Annotated in this window: 13 protein-coding genes and 1 pseudogene; 3 read left to right on the forward strand and 11 right to left on the reverse strand. The window is 55.0% G+C overall.

Annotated features, from left to right (window positions below):
* The 3 genes and pseudogenes from B3M32_RS02280 to B3M32_RS02290 form a co-directional block, all read right to left on the reverse strand.
* Window positions 1–186 (reverse strand): annotated as a pseudogene (locus tag B3M32_RS02280) (Asp-tRNA(Asn)/Glu-tRNA(Gln) amidotransferase GatCAB subunit B); the annotation flags it as partial.
* Between the two features lie 90 nt (window positions 187–276).
* Window positions 277–726, reverse strand: a complete 450-nt coding sequence (locus tag B3M32_RS02285) for a type II toxin-antitoxin system VapC family toxin (protein WP_290743282.1) — start codon at window positions 724–726, stop codon at window positions 277–279.
* The gene (locus tag B3M32_RS02290; RefSeq protein ID WP_290743285.1) at window positions 723–1,799 is read right to left on the reverse strand and encodes a hypothetical protein; all 1,077 of its coding nucleotides are present in this window, start codon (window positions 1,797–1,799) and stop codon (window positions 723–725) included. Before B3M32_RS02290 ends, B3M32_RS02285 begins: the two co-directional genes overlap by 4 nt.
* Before the next feature lie 118 nt (window positions 1,800–1,917).
* Between B3M32_RS02290 and B3M32_RS02295 the strand changes: the two genes are divergently transcribed.
* Window positions 1,918–3,396 (forward strand): hypothetical protein, encoded by a 1,479-nt coding sequence (locus B3M32_RS02295; protein WP_290743287.1) that lies wholly within the window; start codon window positions 1,918–1,920, stop codon window positions 3,394–3,396.
* A gap of 170 nt (window positions 3,397–3,566) precedes the next feature.
* Here B3M32_RS02295 and B3M32_RS02300 read toward each other — a convergent pair whose 3' ends face one another.
* Window positions 3,567–3,764 carry a hypothetical protein gene (locus B3M32_RS02300; protein ID WP_290743290.1) on the reverse strand — a complete coding sequence of 66 codons (198 nt, stop codon included), beginning with the start codon at window positions 3,762–3,764 and terminating at the stop codon, window positions 3,567–3,569.
* A gap of 105 nt (window positions 3,765–3,869) precedes the next feature.
* Between B3M32_RS02300 and B3M32_RS02305 the strand changes: the two genes are divergently transcribed.
* Window positions 3,870–4,625, forward strand: coding sequence for a TatD family hydrolase (locus B3M32_RS02305; protein WP_290743293.1), 756 nt, complete (start codon window positions 3,870–3,872; stop codon window positions 4,623–4,625).
* Here the strand turns inward: B3M32_RS02305 and hisD are convergent.
* From hisD to B3M32_RS02320, 3 genes are all read right to left on the reverse strand, one after another.
* Window positions 4,622–5,911, reverse strand: a complete 1,290-nt coding sequence (hisD, locus tag B3M32_RS02310) for a histidinol dehydrogenase (protein ID WP_290743296.1) — start codon at window positions 5,909–5,911, stop codon at window positions 4,622–4,624. The genes B3M32_RS02305 and hisD overlap by 4 nt on opposite strands.
* 89 nt (window positions 5,912–6,000) lie before the next feature.
* The gene (cimA, locus tag B3M32_RS02315; RefSeq protein ID WP_290743299.1) at window positions 6,001–7,722 is read right to left on the reverse strand and encodes a citramalate synthase; all 1,722 of its coding nucleotides are present in this window, start codon (window positions 7,720–7,722) and stop codon (window positions 6,001–6,003) included.
* Window positions 7,723–8,360: 638 nt separating this feature from the next.
* On the reverse strand, window positions 8,361–9,413 hold the full coding sequence (locus B3M32_RS02320; RefSeq protein ID WP_290743302.1) for an FISUMP domain-containing protein: 1,053 nt from the start codon (window positions 9,411–9,413) through the stop codon (window positions 8,361–8,363).
* A gap of 144 nt (window positions 9,414–9,557) precedes the next feature.
* Between B3M32_RS02320 and B3M32_RS02325 the strand changes: the two genes are divergently transcribed.
* Window positions 9,558–10,484, forward strand: coding sequence for a PD-(D/E)XK nuclease family transposase (locus B3M32_RS02325; protein WP_290743305.1), 927 nt, complete (start codon window positions 9,558–9,560; stop codon window positions 10,482–10,484).
* A 79-nt stretch (window positions 10,485–10,563) separates the two neighbouring features.
* Here the strand turns inward: B3M32_RS02325 and B3M32_RS02330 are convergent, their stop codons facing one another.
* The 4 genes from B3M32_RS02330 to B3M32_RS02345 all read right to left on the reverse strand — a co-directional run bounded on the left by B3M32_RS02330 (window position 10,564) and on the right by B3M32_RS02345 (window position 15,745).
* Window positions 10,564–11,214, reverse strand: a complete 651-nt coding sequence (locus tag B3M32_RS02330; RefSeq protein ID WP_173555004.1) for an adenylate kinase family protein — start codon at window positions 11,212–11,214, stop codon at window positions 10,564–10,566.
* Between the two features lie 97 nt (window positions 11,215–11,311).
* A complete protein-coding gene (locus B3M32_RS02335) occupies window positions 11,312–13,816 on the reverse strand; it encodes an ATP-dependent Clp protease ATP-binding subunit (RefSeq protein ID WP_290743310.1) in 2,505 nt (834 codons plus the stop codon).
* A gap of 2 nt (window positions 13,817–13,818) precedes the next feature.
* A complete protein-coding gene (locus B3M32_RS02340; RefSeq protein WP_290743313.1) occupies window positions 13,819–14,505 on the reverse strand; it encodes an ABC transporter ATP-binding protein in 687 nt (228 codons plus the stop codon).
* Complete coding sequence (locus tag B3M32_RS02345; RefSeq protein ID WP_290743316.1) at window positions 14,498–15,745, reverse strand: FtsX-like permease family protein; 1,248 nt, start codon at window positions 15,743–15,745, stop codon at window positions 14,498–14,500. Before B3M32_RS02345 ends, B3M32_RS02340 begins: the two co-directional genes overlap by 8 nt.
* Window positions 15,746–15,762: the final 17 nt, after the last annotated feature.

A 15,762-nucleotide genomic window follows, 5' to 3' on the forward strand; every position in this document is an offset into this window, starting at 1 on the left:
GCGAATGGCGTATTCCACCGCCTTCTTGTTCGGCACGGGCATGGCACCCGGCATACCGAGGCAAACGGGGCAAACGTGCTTGTTCGGGGTCGTATTCACTTCGATTTCGCAGCCGCAGAACATCTTGGTTTTAGTCGCGAGCTGGCAATGGATTTCAAGACCGATAACAGGACAATAGTTGGACATATAAACTCCGTATTATTTCACGCGGTATAAAATAGTAAATAGACGAAAGACGAAAGACGAAAGACGAAAGAAGGATCGTTTATTTCGAGATTAAACTTCGTCCAACGTCACGACGAGGGCATCAGTGGCATCGCGGAAGTTCGCGCATTCGGTAAGGATGCAGTCGGCGCCGTTCACGTAGGCCGTCGCAAGGCGCAGGGACTCCGCTTCGGTAATCTTGTGGTTCGTGCGGGAGGCCGCGGCAAACAGTTCGGCGGCCTTCACCGAAATTTCGGCATTCACGTCGCAGCAGCGTACGTTCTTCGACTTTTCAAAGAACTCGCGGTACTGGCGGGCCAGCACGCCCTCGCTGGCTCCAAACGCCTTCCGCGAAATTTCAAACAAGGTAACAGAAGATACGAGAATCTGGACATTCTTTTCGTAGACCATGTCGAGGACGCCCGAAATCGCCGGGTAAAAATCCGGATGCATCTGCAAGAGCCGGACTACCGGCCCCGAATCCAGGAACAGCACGCGGCTCTTTTCTATCGAATCAATCACTCGTAGATTTCCATGTAGGCCGTTTCTTCGCGCATGCCGGCACGCATCATCTTGAAACGCTCGGCCTTCGGGTAGAAATACCAGAACATCCACTCGCCCGCCATGTCGGTGCGCTTGGTCTTGATAATGACGGGCTTTTCGCCCTTGTAGAAGTCGCGTTTATGCGGAATCACGTGTTCAAAGGGCCTGTACGTGTGCACGTCCTCGCCCGCCTTGCGTTCGATAAAGCCGTTGCCGCCCTTGCTCCAGGTTATGGTCACCGGACCGTTGTCGTCCTTGACCTTCTCGCAGCTGTCAAAGCCACTGCCACACCAGAGATACTTCTTGAACTTGAATTCCTGCTCGGGAATGTTGAATGTATCGACCCTGCGGGTATTTCCCTTGTATGTATTGTATTCACCTTCGAGCTTGTACTTGCCCGCATTGTAGTCGTTGCAGCCCCTCTGCACCACCTTCACCTGGAAATTGTTGAGCCCGATATCGACATTGCAACCGTCTTCCTGGAAGCTCAGGCGGGCATGCCCGTTCGTCTCGCGGATTTCGAGGTTACCCATCTCGATTTCGGCGCGGTTCCCTTCAGGGCCGTTCTGGATAATGACGTTGAAATAGCGCGGGTTCGTCGGAGACTTACGGAGGAACACGCTGCCCGTGGCAGAGGCGTATTCGCCGCTGATGTCCTTGGCTTCTTGCTGGAAACGGGCCAGGTCGGCTCGCTTTACCCAGAGCTGGCCGAACTTGCAGTCGATCGGGACAAAGCGGGGCGGTTCGCTCGGTTCCTTTTCCACCCATGTCACGACCTTTTTCTTCTTGATTTTCGTCTTGGGATTGCCCTTCTTGTCCTTGACCACGCGACCCTTCTTGTCCGTGACCTCCACCTTCTCCTTCACCCAGGAGACCTTTTGCACCTTTTCGGGGGGTATCGGGAGTTCCTTGATCCAGTCGGACTTGTAAAGTTTCGCAGCGGGTTGCGATTCATCTACTTCATTATTAACTTTCTTGTATACGAACAAGGCATCGTCAGAAAAAGCAGCAGACACCATAAACGCCAGGACAAACAAAAATATTCTTTTCAAAATAAACCTCTTTTGCCGTATAAGTTAACATTTTACGCGACAATAGTTATCTTTTCTACGGAAAACGTCAAGAATTTACTAAAATTTTAAATATTGGAAACATAAGGAGAACCTTCTGATGAAAAAAATGTTCCTAGCAACATGCCTCCTTGCAGCAAGCGTCTTTGCTGCACCCGAAGCAAAGCAAGAAGCACCGAAGGCTGCAGCAGCCCCGGCAGCGCAGCCTGCCGCCGCACAGCCTGCCGCCGCAACCCCGAAGGCCGAGGCAGCAAAGCCTGCCGCCGAAGCCCCGAAGGCCGAAGCCGCAGCCCAGCCCGCCGCCGAAGCCCCGAAGGCCGAAGCCGCCGCTCAGCCTGCCGCCGAGGCCCCGAAGGCCGAAGCCGCCGCTCCTGCAGCAGAAGCCGCCGCGGCACCCGCCGATTCGGCAGCACCGACTAGCGAGGTCGCCTCTGCCGAAGCAGCCCCCGCAGCCGAAGCCGCTCCGGCCGATTCCGCAGCTCCGGCCATAGCAGAAGAAGCTCCTGCAGCAGAAGTTGCCGCTGCCGAACCGGAACAGAAGCCCGCCAAGAAGAAAAAACGCAAAAAGAAAAAAATGATCGCCAAGCCTGTCGTCGAGACCCAGAGCCTCGCATTCGACATTCAGGCTGACTTCGAATTGGAAGCCGGCAAGGTCTTCTGGACTTCCGAAGACGATCCGTACGGCGACAACCTCGAAACCTGGAACGGCGAAGCCAACTTTGCAGTCCTTGCCGAAGGCGAAGACTTCAAGGGCAAGATCGGTTTGGCATTCTATCCGGGCGACCTCCGCATGTCCGATGACAACATCGACAAGAAGGCCAAGAAAGAAGCCCTGCGCAATGAAACGGACAAGGGTATCGACGACTACTACAGCCTCGACGAAGCCTGGGCCATGCAGAATACTGATTACTTTGTATTCAAGGTCGGTCGTTGGGACAACACCGACAAGAACGGCGACTACTTCGGTGGCTACATCGACGGTTACATGAACGGGTTCATGTCTACCCAGCCGTCCGAAAACCAGTTGCAGTTCGGCTTCACCCCGACAGACAACCTGGACTTCTTCATTTCTCTCATCAGCAAGTCCCCGAACCTCGACAAGGGTGACCTGCGTGCCGCATTCAACTTCCACGGTCTCGAAAGCCTCAACGACCTGAACGTGCAGCTCGCCTACCGCAGCAACGTCTTTGACCTGGTCTACGATTCCGATGTCGACATCGTGCACAACGCCTCGGTCAAGTTCCTCCTCCCGATCTCGAAGAACTTCTTCAGCATCTTCGCAGAAGCGGCCCTGATGAACATCGACCCGAACGACGACATGGTCATCCCGGTTACGGGCGGTATCGCTTTCGAAACGAAGGTAGTTGACCGCATCATCCTCGAAGGTGAATGGATCAAGGACCGTCACGAATACGAAGACTACCAGACAATCGGTGCCAAGCACGTCAAGGATGTTCTCGGAGCCATCTACCTCGAGAAGGCCTTCACGGACCGCTTCAGCCTCTCCGCCGGCTTCCACAGCTACGGCAGCACGAGAGACTTCATGCTCTCCGGCAACCTCGTCGGTCGCATAAACTAACGAGACCGCTCACGCTAGATTCTGTAATCAAGTACAGGGCTGGCGCTCGCTCTCACTGCAAAGGCCCGTCAATACGGGCCTTTTCCGTTCACAGGAGACCGCTCGCAGATATAAAACCTTAAAAAAAAGCCCCGGTTCAACCGGGGCTTTTTCGTTAGCGAAAAAAAGAACTAGACGCCCTTGCGTTCCAGATCAAGGAGAAGCGCCTGCAGGGATTCTTCCACGGACGAACGGAAATTGGCAGAACCGAGGCTGCAACTCGCGACAACCTCCTCACCCTTCAGGATGCGGATAACCGCAAAACCGTTCTCCGTCGAAAAGACAACACTCAAACCTTTATTCAAAGCCTTTTCCAGCAAATCGCGCATAGGGACTCCTTTTTTTATTGATAAAGCCTTGTTGGAAAACCAACGACCTTAAATTACGCTTTTTTCGCGATAAAAACAAGCAAAAAAAGAATTATATTCTGCACGATGCACGATTTTCACCTCCATTTGGCCAGGCTCCCCCAGCCCGAACAGCTCGCCAGGCTCCTGGCCGGGCAAAATTACGGCTATGTCGCCATCGCGTGCGAGCCGTGGGAATGGACGAAGGTCCGCGATTTGAGCCATGTGGGGGTGAACCGCGCGGCCTTCGGGCTGCACCCGATGATTGCATCGAACGTCACGGAGGCGGACTTCGCGAAACTGCGGGAGATTTTGGAAAGCGACACGGACGCCCAGGTCGGCGAAGCGGGACTCGACCGGCGATTCCCGGGGTACGAACCCGGAGGTGTGCAGGAGCGTATTTTCAGGCGACAGGCGGAACTCGCGCTCGAGCTAGGACGCGACCTACAGATACATTGCGTCGGCGATTACGCGAGAATCGTGAAGGTGTTGCAGGAGGCGGGATTCAAGGCGAGCCCGCACGGCAATTCCACGGCAACGGTCAATGCCCCGCGGCCCGTATTCCACCGCTTCGGCGGCGACGTATCTGCCGTGCGCGCCGGAATCGAACTGGGAGCCCTCTTCTCGCTACATGCGGACAGCTTCCGCAAAAAGTCTACCGCGGCGGCAATCCCCCTCATCCCGGCCGACAGCGTGCGTTTCGAGACCGACGCCGACGAAAACTTTGGCGAAAGATTCGCCGGAATGGACCGCACGCCTTCGGCAAAAGAAATCGCCGAAGCCCTCATCAGGGACCTCGGCGACGTTCAAAGACTTTACGAACTAGCGATTAAAGACGCCTAGAGGCGCTTAAGCACCGCGGCGGCGTGGTGGATAAAGCCTTCTTCGGTCGCGACGGCGGCAATGGCCTTCGCGTTCTTCTTGATGGCCTTCTCGCTGTAGCGGATGATGCTCATGCGCTTCAGGAAGTCGTACACGCCGAGCGGGCTGAAGAAGCGGCCCGTGCCGTTGGTAGGCAGCACGTGGTTCGGGCCCGCGAAGTAGTCGCCCACCGGCTCGCTGGACCACGGGCCGATAAACACCGCACCCGCGTTCTCGATCTGAGCCGCCATGGATTCGGCTTCGCTGGTCATCACTTCCAGATGTTCCGGAGCGATGCGGTTCGCGATTTCCACGCCGTCGAACCAGTCCTTCACCACGAGGATGCGCCCGAAGTTGCCGAGCACCTTTTCGAGGAGTTCACGCTTCGGGGAATTTTCCACCTGGATATCCACGCAGGCGCTAATCATCTGGGCGGTTTCCATGTTGTCGGTAATGCAGATGGCCGCTTCGAAGCCGGAACCGTGTTCCGCCTGGCTCAAAAGGTCTGCCGCCACAAAGTCCGGATCGCAGGTGTTATCTGCCATCACGAGCACTTCGGAGGGACCAGCCACCATGTCGATGTCCACGACGCCGAAGACTTCCTTCTTGGCGATGGCGGCAAACACGTTGCCCGGGCCCACAATCTTGTCGACGCGTTCCACGACGGTCTTGCCCTTGGCATCCTTCGCACCGTAGGCAAGCAGGCCAATCGCCTGAGCGCCACCGATGTGGTAGACTTCTTCAATGCCGAGTTCCTGAAGCACGAAAGCCACAGCGCGGTTGATTTCGCCCTTGATGGGAGTAACGACCACGATGTCTTCCACGCCGGCAACGAGAGCCGGGACCGCGTTCATGATGACGGTGCTCGGGTAGATGCCCGCACCGCCCGGCACGTAGAGACCCACGCGCTTCATCGGGCGAATGCGCTGGCCGAGCACGACGCCGTCGGCACCTTCCATGAGCCAGGATTCTTCCATCTGGTTCTTGTGGAAGTCGCGCACGTTCTTGATGGCCTGCTTCAGGGCCTTCTGCAGTTCCTTCGGGCACTTGGCGGCAGACTTCGCGATGGCAGATGCCGGCACGCGGATGTTCTTGCCCTTCAGGCCGTCGAACTTCTGGGCGTATTCGGTCGCCTTCGCGATGCCGCCCTTCTTGATGTCGGCAAGGATCTGCATCACCTTGTCGTGAATTTCCTTGCTCGGGGCGACTTCGCGCCCGCAAATGCGTTCAATTTCAGCAGATTTCGGAGTGACTTTCGTAATAATCATGATTGATAACTCCATTGTTAAAGGTATAACGTCATAGCGGACTCGATCCGCTATCTAGATTCCGGGTCAAGCCCGGAATGACGATACATTCATCTTTTACGTCTCGTGATGTCGGCAAGGTTCCTCACCTTGCGGGCACTCAACTTCTTGGCCTTCGCCGGAGCGGGTTCCTCTTCCTTCGCGGCGCTTGCCTGCCCCGCAGCCGCAACCGACTTCACGTCGATATGCTTGTACGCGCTCTCGATAACCTTGTTGTCCACGAGAATCTTGTAGGTCAGGCCGTCGACAAACGCCATCCAGCTAGCCTCGATGATGTTGCTCGAGACGCCGACCACGTTCCAGTAGCCCTTCTCGTCGCCAAACGTCGTCCACACGCGCACCGTCGCATCGGATGCCACCTTGGAACCGAGCACGCGCACCTTGTAGTCGTCGAGCTTGACCTTCGCCATGTTCGGGAAGAACGGGAGCAACGCCTTGCGCAGCGCCGCATCGAGAGCGTTCACCGGGCCGTCGCCCTCGCTCACCTGATGGCTGATTTTGTCGCCAATCTGGAGCTTGACCGTCGCCTGCGAAACGGAAACGCCCTGAGTCGTCTTGTCTTCGATGACGCGGTAGCCCAGCACCTTGAACGGCTCCTGCACCATGCCCAGGTGGCGGTACACGAGCAGCTTGAAGCTCGCCTCGGCGCTGTCGAAATGCCAGCCCGCGTTCTCGCGTTCCTTGATGAGCGTGAGCAGCTTGCCCACCACCGGGTCCTTCTTGTCGATGCCCGGCTTGATGGCCCTGAGCTTTTCCACCACGAGGGAACCGCCCGCCTGGTCGCTCGTGACGAACACGCGGTCGTTGCCCACGGCATGCGGGTCGATATGCTCGAAACTGCGGCTCACCTTCATCACGCCGTCAATGTGGGCACCGCCCTTGTGCGCAAACGCCGCATCGCCCACATACGGGGCGTGCACGTCGCTCGGCAGGTTCACAATCTGGTCCACGTTGCTGCTCAACTGGCGCAGCCTTGCAATCTTTTTCGCGGCAAAGAACTTCGCGCCCATCTTGAAATGCAGGTCTGCAGCGATGGTCGTGAGGTTCGCGTTTCCGCAGCGCTCGCCATAACCGTTCACCACGCCCTGCACCATCGTAGCGCCGCTCTTCACGGCAAAAAGGCTGTTGCACACGCCCAGGCCAGAATCGTCATGGACATGGATTCCTATCGGAGTCGATATGCTCTTCTTGACTTCCTTGATAATCTCTTCGATTTCCCACGGCATGGTGCCACCGTTGGTATCACAAAGTACAATACAGTCCGCGCGGCCGCGCTCAGCAGCCTTCAACGTCTCGAGAGCGTACTGCGGGTTCGCCTTGTAGCCGTCAAAGAAATGTTCCGCATCGTAAATCACCTCCTCGGAATGGTCCTTGAGGTAGTCGATGGTAGACTCGATCATGTCGAGGTTCTCCTCGAGCGTCGTGCGGATGACATCCGTGACATGCAAATCCCAGCTCTTTCCAAAAATCGTCTTGACCGGGGCGTCCGACTTCACGAGCGCCTGCAGCAGCGGGTCCTTCTCGGGCAGCACCTTCGGGCGGCGCGTAGAACCGAATGCGGCAATCTTCGCGTGCTTCAGCTTGACTTCCTTGATTTTCTGGAAGAATTCCTCGTCGGTCGGGTTGCTCGGATTGGGCCAGCCCCCCTCGATGTAGTCAAAACCGAAATGGTCAAGAATTCGCGCAATCTGCAACTTGTCGGCGAGAGAAAGGCTTATCTTGCGGTCTTGGTTACCGTCGCGGAGGGTGGTGTCGTATAAAAAAACTTTCATGGGCGTAAAGATAGAAAATTATACCCAAGGGGGGAAGCCTCCCCACCACCTAAAGGTGGCCATGTACACTAAGGCCTAAAGGCCAAGTGTCCAAAGGTCGCTACAGCCTTGCCCTTCTGTCACCCTGGAGCGCAGCGATAGGGGATAGGGTCCAAGACCGCTCTTTATAAAAATGTTTGCTCCGAGGGGCATTTCGCACGCTTTTACAGACCGCTCCTTCGTCGACTCGTTAGGAACCTCCAGTTTCTCACTCGCTCTCGCCAACACGGCACGCTAGCGCAGTGCCGCTTTTGGCTCACGAAAATCACTTCGTTCCAGTGTTTGCTTTGCAAAACGCCCTCTCTCCGCAAAGAATCACGAGTGTGTTTCTGGAATAAGACCGTTTATCGCGGGAACGTTCCGATGCAGGTACTGCGAAAGCCTCGTGTGTGAGCCACAAGCGCCTTGTATCAACGAGGCGTGGTGGCGAGAGTGAGCGCATACCAGAGTATAAAAACCAGAGTGTAGCGCGAACGGTCGCATCAGTTAATCACTGCGGCCTTCGCGAAAAGCGGGTCCGCATTAAACTGCAGGAAGATGTTTTTTTGTAATTGTCACCCTGTAGGGCTGCAAGCCCGATAGGGTCCACTAGGCATGCTTTATTCGGCTTGAGTTTCGGCCATCACGCAGCGGACTGAGAAACCGTGTTTTTTTAGATAGAAACCTTTGCGCTCCACCGTTGTAGCAGAATCATATGTATACGATCCGACCCCTTTTTTAGGGTTTTCATCCGACTCTTCAGGATAGAACCAATATGTTCCCTCTGTAAGGGATAAAAAAGTATAATTCCAATTATACCCAGCTCCAACAAGGCTATAGCCAGACTCATTGTTTCCACCAAAACCGAATGTTGAACGTAATCCCTTTATTCCGCTTTCATTCGCATCACTATGCAAAATGATGTAAAAATCATCATACGTCAGCAAGCGCCATCCGTCAGGGCAGATTCCCTGGTGATTCGGCTTAATCTGGTCTGCACAGCTCTTGGTGTTGCATTCGCTGGGCAGTTGCATCATTTCGGCCCACTGGTAGAGGCCGCCATAGTAATGGCAAATCAGCGTATCGTTGTCATAACAATATTTCTCGATTTGCGCATCATCCGAAAGATCTAAATTTCCATCTACCATTTTTCCAACATTTATATTTTCAACCATAACTTTAACGGAAGTTGGATGGCCATCAACATCCTCTCCATTAATTTCTAGGTACTTATAGACGCGGTCATCTCGAGAATCTGTAAATTCCTTATACGCATCCTTATAATCCGCCAAATTGAAAGGTTGCCATTCAGCAGTGGTTCCCCATGGATTTTGGGTTTTACTGCTACTCGACTTCGCCGAACTGCTAGACGCGACACTAGAAAAAGACTTCGCCGAGCTACTCGACAGATCCTCGCCCCCTTCGGCTGAGCTCAGGGCAGGCTCCGCCGAGGATGACGAACGCACCGAGCTGCTACTAGACCCTTTCGACTCCGCAGACGCTCCGCTCAGGGTGACACTGGAGGAAGAGGATTCCTCTTCGATGCTGCTGGACGATTCATCGTCTCGCGGGGCGAAACTGCTGTCGTCGTCGCCGCATGCGACAAAGAAAAATGCCAAGGCAAGCGCAAAAATGTAGGTCAAAGAAAAATGTTTCATAATACCCCAAATCATTTATCGGAAATATAGGAAACGATCGTTTCCCATTTGTAAAAAATATCGTGTTAACAAACTTTTTCGGCTCATTTTAGGGGCCAAATCCGTTTTAAGGATAGGAGCGTCCCAATTCCGGGACGTCTCAATCCAAACGGAGAACATATGACCCGAAGCGAATTCATTGCCTTTGTCAAGGATGTCGCCGAACATCCTGAGCACCTGGCGGATTACAGAAAAATCTACAAGAATGTCTACCCTTTCAGTGACGGCATCTTCAAGATGCTCATGGCGAATGAGGCAAAGCCCGAACGGACCGTGAAATTTCTTAACGCGATGCTCGGACTCACCGGTGATAAAGCAATCAAAAACTATACATTGGGTGTGCCCGAGAACCCCGGCGTTCTCAATGACAAAACCGCCATCTTCGACATTTACGGCACCACACAAGCGGGAGAGCCTGTGCTCATTGAGGTACAGCAGAACTTCAACACGCTGTTCGTAGATAGGCTCATCTACTATACCGCACGCGTCGTCTCGCGCACAGTCAAGAAGTCGCAGGACTACAACCTGCCGCACATCTACGTTCTTTCGCTGTTAACCGAAAACCAGTTCCCGACGGAAATCGACACCTACCTGCACCACGCGCAATTGGTCCGGAACCGTCACCTTTTCTACGAAAAACTTGACATCTACCTGGTCGAAATCGAGAAATTCTTTGCCATTGAGGACCGTACTCCGCCCGAAAAGCGAGAACAGTCCGATAGGGCCGAAATGTTACGGATTTTCCGTGATGTTCTCGAAGAAAAGGAAATCCCCGAAGAAAAGCTGAAAAAACTGCTTGACAAGGACTTTGCGAAAGATGTATCTTTAGAAGGGTTCACCGACGAAACTCTTCTGAACGAGGTTGACGGAATGACGGACATGCTTTACGAAAAACAGGGCTCGTACTTGCAGGCAAAAGAAGAAGTTGCACTAGAGATGCTCGCCGACAATGAACCCATTGATAAAATCGTCAAGTACTCCAAATTGCCCGAAGAAAAAATCCTCCAGTTGAAGATCCAGGCAACGAAGAGGCCCGTGTCAGCATAGTTAGAACAAACAGAAAACAAAAAGTCCCCAACTCACTTGAGTCGGGGACTTTTATAGGCTTTACCTAGTTAAGCAAGAATTACTTGGCCTTTTTGGCGACCTTCTTAGCCGGCTTTTTGGCCTTTGCGGTCTTGTTAGCGGACTTGCAGAACTTCACGTAGGCAGCGAGGGTGTCGCAGAACACTTCGTCCGGGGTGTTGTCGCCGTTGATGCGGCTGATGATGGACTTGCTGTACTTGCCGAGCACCTTGGCGGTGGATTCCTTGTACACCTTGAGGCGGTTCTTGATGACGGCTTCGTCGGCGTCGTCCTTGCGGCCTTCGATCTTGGCGCGGTTCAGGAGGCGGGCCACGATGGTCTTCTCGTCCTTAATGTCGAGCACGAAGATGTGCTTCACGTCGACAACGGATTCGATGAGCTTGACCTGGGCAACCGTGCGGGGAATGCCGTCGAGGAGGAGGGTGTCCTTATCCGGGTTCACCTTGTTCGTGTTGATGAGGCCTTCGATGAAGCGGCCGAAAATTTCGACAGTGGCTTCGTCCGGAACGAGCAGGCCCTTGCTGGAGTAAGAAGCGAGGAGCTTGCCGGATTCGCTGGAAGGAGCAATGCCACGGAAGATGTCGCCCGTGGAAATGTGCTTGAGGGAAGTGGTAGCAGCGAGCTTCGCGCCGACGGTACCCTTGCCGGAACCCGGTGCGCCGAAGATAAGAACTGCAGGAATTTTAGCCATTGTTAACCTCTTGGGTTTGATTGTTGAAATTTTTCGCGGTCAAAGATAGCTTTTTAGACGAAAGACGATAGACGAAAGACGAAAGAATTATAGATGATTATGACTGTATTTTCTCGCACTTGAAACTGAGCTTGCCGTTTTCGACGCCGATGCTTATCGTGGAGAAGTCCGTGAGGGTACCGAGCAGGAGCCCTTCGGCAATCGCGTCTTCCACGAGGTTCTGGATGGAACGGCGGATGGGTCGCGCCCCCAGGGTGGAATCGTAATTGTTGTTCACGATAAATTCCTTCGCCTCCTGGCTGATTTCCAGCAGGATTCCGCGGTCGGAAATGTTCTTCTGGAGGAACCCCATCTGGATGTCCACGACGGAAACGAGGTCCTTCTTGCTGAGCGGGCGGAACACGATCTGCTCGTCGATGCGGTTCAGGAATTCCGGAGAGAATACGCGCTTGACCTCCTCGCGGATGGCCGTTTCCATGCGCTCGTAGTCGTCGGTCTCCCCTTCCTTGGTGAATCCCATGCCGCCGCTGTGGCGCACTTCGCGCGCACCGGCGTTACTCGTCATGATGATGATGGTGTTCTTGAAATTGATCTTGCGGCCGTAACTGTCGGTCAAAATGCCGTCATCGAGGATCTGGAGCAAGATGTTGTAGATGTCCGGATGCGCCTTCTCGATTTCGTCGAGGAGCACCACGGAATAGGGCTTCTTGCGCACCTTCTCGGTGAGCTGTCCGCCGCCTTCCTCGAAGCCCACGTATCCCGGAGGGGCGCCGATAAGGCGCGAGACGCTGTGCTTTTCCATGTACTCGCTCATGTCGATACGGATCATGGATTCCTCGCTGCCGAAAAGCGTAAGGCTCAGCACCTTCGCAAGTTCGGTCTTGCCCACGCCGGTAGGACCAAGGAAAAGGAAGCTGCCCATCGGGCGCTTGCTGCTGCGGATGCCCGCACGCGTACGGCGGATGGACTTGACAATCGCATCCACGGCGGCATCCTGGCCGATAACGCGTTGCTTGATTTCGTCACCGAGGTGCAAGAGCTTCTGCGCCTCCTCGCCACCGAGGCGGCTCACGGGGATTCCCGTCATCTTGCTGATGCAGTCGCGGATGTCGCTTTCGTCCACGACAGGGGTCTCCTGCCCTTCTTCCTGAAGCTGCTTCTTGCGCTCGGCGATGGCATTCTGGAGTTCTTCTTCGCGGGCACGGCACTCTGCCGCATTCGTATAATCCTGATTCGCGACAGCCTCTTCCTTCTTCGAAAGGACTTCGGCAAGTTCATTTTCCATGTCCAGCAGGTCCTGCGGGACTTTGATGGAATTGAGCTTCACGCGGGCGCCGGTCTCGTCGAGCACGTCGATGGCCTTGTCGGGCAAGAAACGTTCACTGATATAGCGTTCGGCAAGCGTCACCGCCGCGCGTATGGCCTCGGGCGTGTAATGCACCTTGTGGTGCTGTTCGTACTTGACGCGCAGGCCTTCAAGAATCTGGATGGAATCCTCGGCGTTAGGCGGATTCACGAGGATTGTCTGGAAACGGCGTTCCAGCGCCGCATCCTTCTCGATGTACTTGCGGTACTCGTCGATAGTCGTAGCTCCGATGCACTGCAGTTCGCCACGAGCAAGTGCCGGCTTGAAAATGTTGCTTGCATCGAGGCTGCCTTCGGAACCGCCAGCACCGACAATCGTATGAAGTTCGTCGATAAAGAGGATCACGGAATTGCTCACGCGCTGGAGTTCCATGATGAGGCCCTTCATGCGTTCCTCGAACTGGCCGCGGTACTTGGTACCCGCAACCATCGCCGCCACATCGAGCGTCACGACGCGCTTGTTCACGAGTAAGTCGGGAATCTTCTTCTGTACAATCTTCTGCGCAAGGCCCTCGATAATCGCGGTCTTGCCCACGCCCGGTTCACCGATGAGCGCCGGGTTGTTCTTCTTGCGGCGGCAGAGAATCTGGACAAGGCGTTCGATTTCCGCTTCGCGGCCGATAATCGGGTCGAGCTTGCCCGCACGCGCCATCGCGGTGAGGTCGCGGCCGAAATGGTCGAGAATGGGAGTCTTGGACTTGGAGTTCGAACGCATATCGCGCTGCGCCTGGAACGGACGCTGTTCCTGTTCCGGGGATTCTTCAGGAGTCCCTTCGTTATGTTTCAGCTGGTCCAGCATCTGCTGGAAATTTTCGTACGTGACATTGAAAGACGAAAGCGTCGCCGAAGCCGTAGAATCCACCTGCTGCAAGATGGCGAGCATCAAGTGTTCCGGGCCGATATACTGGCCGCCTTCCATCTTGGCAATCTTAGCAGCATTGAAAAGGACCGCCTTGGTACGCGCCGTAAACGAGAGCAGGCCTCCACGGGCATCGCCGCCGACAGTCATGATGCCACCGTCATTCGTCAAGTTCTTTTGCACCGTCTCGGCAAGGTCGTTCAAGTTCACCTTGAGCGCCTTGAGGGTTTCCGCGGCATAGCCGGATTCCTCGCGAACAAGTCCCAGAAGCAGGTGTTCGACAGTAATGCTGTCGCTTCCCAGATTACGGGCTGCCATGCGTGCCGCCTGCATCACGGCCTTCGCCTTCATAGAAAAGATTCCGTTTCCCTCGGGCATAGTCACTCCTGTTCAAAATTCTGGATTACACCGTTGTGCATCACCACACGGCGCTTCGCAAACGACGCGAGTTTCTCGTCATGGGTCACAATCAAGAACGCCTGGTTGAACTTCTCGTTGAGTTCACCGAAAAGCTCGTTGAGCTTCGCGGAATTCGACTCGTCCAGGTTACCGCTCGGTTCGTCGGCAAGCACCAGGTCCGGATGGTTCATGAGCGCACGCGCAATCGCGATACGCTGGCGTTCGCCGCCGCTGAGTTCGCGAGGCAGGTGCTTGAGGCGGTCCTTGAGTCCCACCGTCGCCAAGAGCATCTCGGCACGTTCGCGGCATTCCTTCTCGCTAGTCCCAAGGATGCGGCCCGGAACACACACGTTCTCGATAGCCGTAAACTCGCTCAGCAGGTGATGGAACTGGAACACGAACCCCACCTTGACGCGGTGGTACATATCGCGTTCATCGCCATTAAACTTGGACAGTGGCTTTCCCTTGAAAAAGATTTCGCCCGAAGTCGGCGTATCAAGCATGCCGACCAGGTTGAGGAACGTCGACTTGCCCGAACCGGAAGAACCCGTGAGCGCCACGAGCTCGCCTTCTTCCATGGAGAAGTTCACGCCCTTCAAGATCTCGAGCTGCTCTCCCGTCTCGGAAAAGACCCTACGAAGGTCGACAGTCTGCAACAAACTACTCATGTCTAATCGCTCCTACGGGGTCAAGCCTGCTCGCCTTCCATGCGGGGAGCAACGTCGAAAGAACACAGAGAACAATTCCTATCACGAAAATCAGAATCACGTCCAGAAGATGCACCGAAATCGGGAAGTACGGGATCACGTACACGTCTCCCGGCAACTTGATGAAGTGGTAAGCCTCCTGCAACTTGCAGAGCACAAGGCCGATAGTTCCACCGACAACCGTACCGCCCACGCCGATAAAGCTGCCCATGAGCATAAAGACGCGCATCACGCCGCCCTTGCTGAAACCCATGCTGCGGAGGATGCCGATTTCCTTAGTCTTGTCGATCACGACCATGATAAGGCTGCTGATGATATTGAACGCCGCCACGAGGATAATCAGGCAGATAACCGCCGCCACAATGAACTTCTCGTAGTTCATCCACTTGAGTAGCGTGATATTCTTGGTTTTCCAGTCCAACACGTAGTAGGGATAAGTCAGCCACGAACCGACGCTGTCCGCCGATTCACCCGCCTTCCAATGGTCCTGCACGCGGAACTGAATACCCGAAACGGCATCGCCCATCCCGAGAAGCTTCTGGAGTTGCGGAATGCCCACGTAGGCCAGGTTGCCGTCGTACTCGTAGGTGCCCGTCTCGAAAATGCCGCTCACCACGCACATCATCATCTTCGGGCCGCCTGCACCGACCATCTCGTCGGGACTCTGAAACGTCTGCAACACAAGCTTGTCCCCGACAACGACACGAAGACGGTTGGCAAGGCCCGAACCGAGAATGATTCCCGGACGGAGCGTACCACCCATGTCCTCGAGACTATCGACAGAATAGCTGCCCCACTTCATGTACTTGTGGATATCGGTCACCCCTTTCGCGGTTTCCTGGTCGATACCGTAAATCACGATACCGTCGTTCACCTTCTTGGAGCTGATACCCACCTTGTAGATGATGAACGGGGACGCCGCTACCATGCTGGGATCGCGCGTGCGGACTTCGTTGATAAGGCTATCATAGGCGACAATGGGTTCGCCATTGTATGCCATCAGCTCGAAGTGGGCATCCTTCCCTATCATCTGGGCGGTGACCTCTTCCTCGAAGCCGTTAACCGCGGCAAGCGCCACCACCAGCGCGAACACGCCGATGGAGACACCGAGCATACTGAAAATGCCGATAAGCGACACGAAGAGGCTCTTGCGCTGAGCCCCCAGGTAACGCCAGGCGATTAGAAGTTCTAGTTTATTCATTCTTAGACGAAAGACGA

Source organism: Fibrobacter sp. UBA4309, assembly GCF_002395745.1.
In the GTDB taxonomy this organism is placed as follows: Bacteria; Fibrobacterota; Fibrobacteria; order Fibrobacterales; family Fibrobacteraceae; genus Fibrobacter.

Coding starts and splice junctions, on each gene's coding strand:
- B3M32_RS02295 (WP_290743287.1), top strand. CDS start 1,918: ATGAAAAAAATGTTCCTAGCAACATGCCTCCTTGCAGCAAGCGTCTTT.
- B3M32_RS02300 (WP_290743290.1), bottom strand. CDS start 3,764: ATGCGCGATTTGCTGGAAAAGGCTTTGAATAAAGGTTTGAGTGTTGTC.
- B3M32_RS02305 (WP_290743293.1), top strand. CDS start 3,870: ATGCACGATTTTCACCTCCATTTGGCCAGGCTCCCCCAGCCCGAACAG.
- hisD (WP_290743296.1), bottom strand. CDS start 5,911: ATGATTATTACGAAAGTCACTCCGAAATCTGCTGAAATTGAACGCATT.
- cimA (WP_290743299.1), bottom strand. CDS start 7,722: ATGAAAGTTTTTTTATACGACACCACCCTCCGCGACGGTAACCAAGAC.
- B3M32_RS02320 (WP_290743302.1), bottom strand. CDS start 9,413: ATGATTTGGGGTATTATGAAACATTTTTCTTTGACCTACATTTTTGCG.
- B3M32_RS02325 (WP_290743305.1), top strand. CDS start 9,558: ATGACCCGAAGCGAATTCATTGCCTTTGTCAAGGATGTCGCCGAACAT.
- B3M32_RS02330 (WP_173555004.1), bottom strand. CDS start 11,214: ATGGCTAAAATTCCTGCAGTTCTTATCTTCGGCGCACCGGGTTCCGGC.
- B3M32_RS02335 (WP_290743310.1), bottom strand. CDS start 13,816: ATGCCCGAGGGAAACGGAATCTTTTCTATGAAGGCGAAGGCCGTGATG.
- B3M32_RS02340 (WP_290743313.1), bottom strand. CDS start 14,505: ATGAGTAGTTTGTTGCAGACTGTCGACCTTCGTAGGGTCTTTTCCGAG.
- B3M32_RS02345 (WP_290743316.1), bottom strand. CDS start 15,745: ATGAATAAACTAGAACTTCTAATCGCCTGGCGTTACCTGGGGGCTCAG.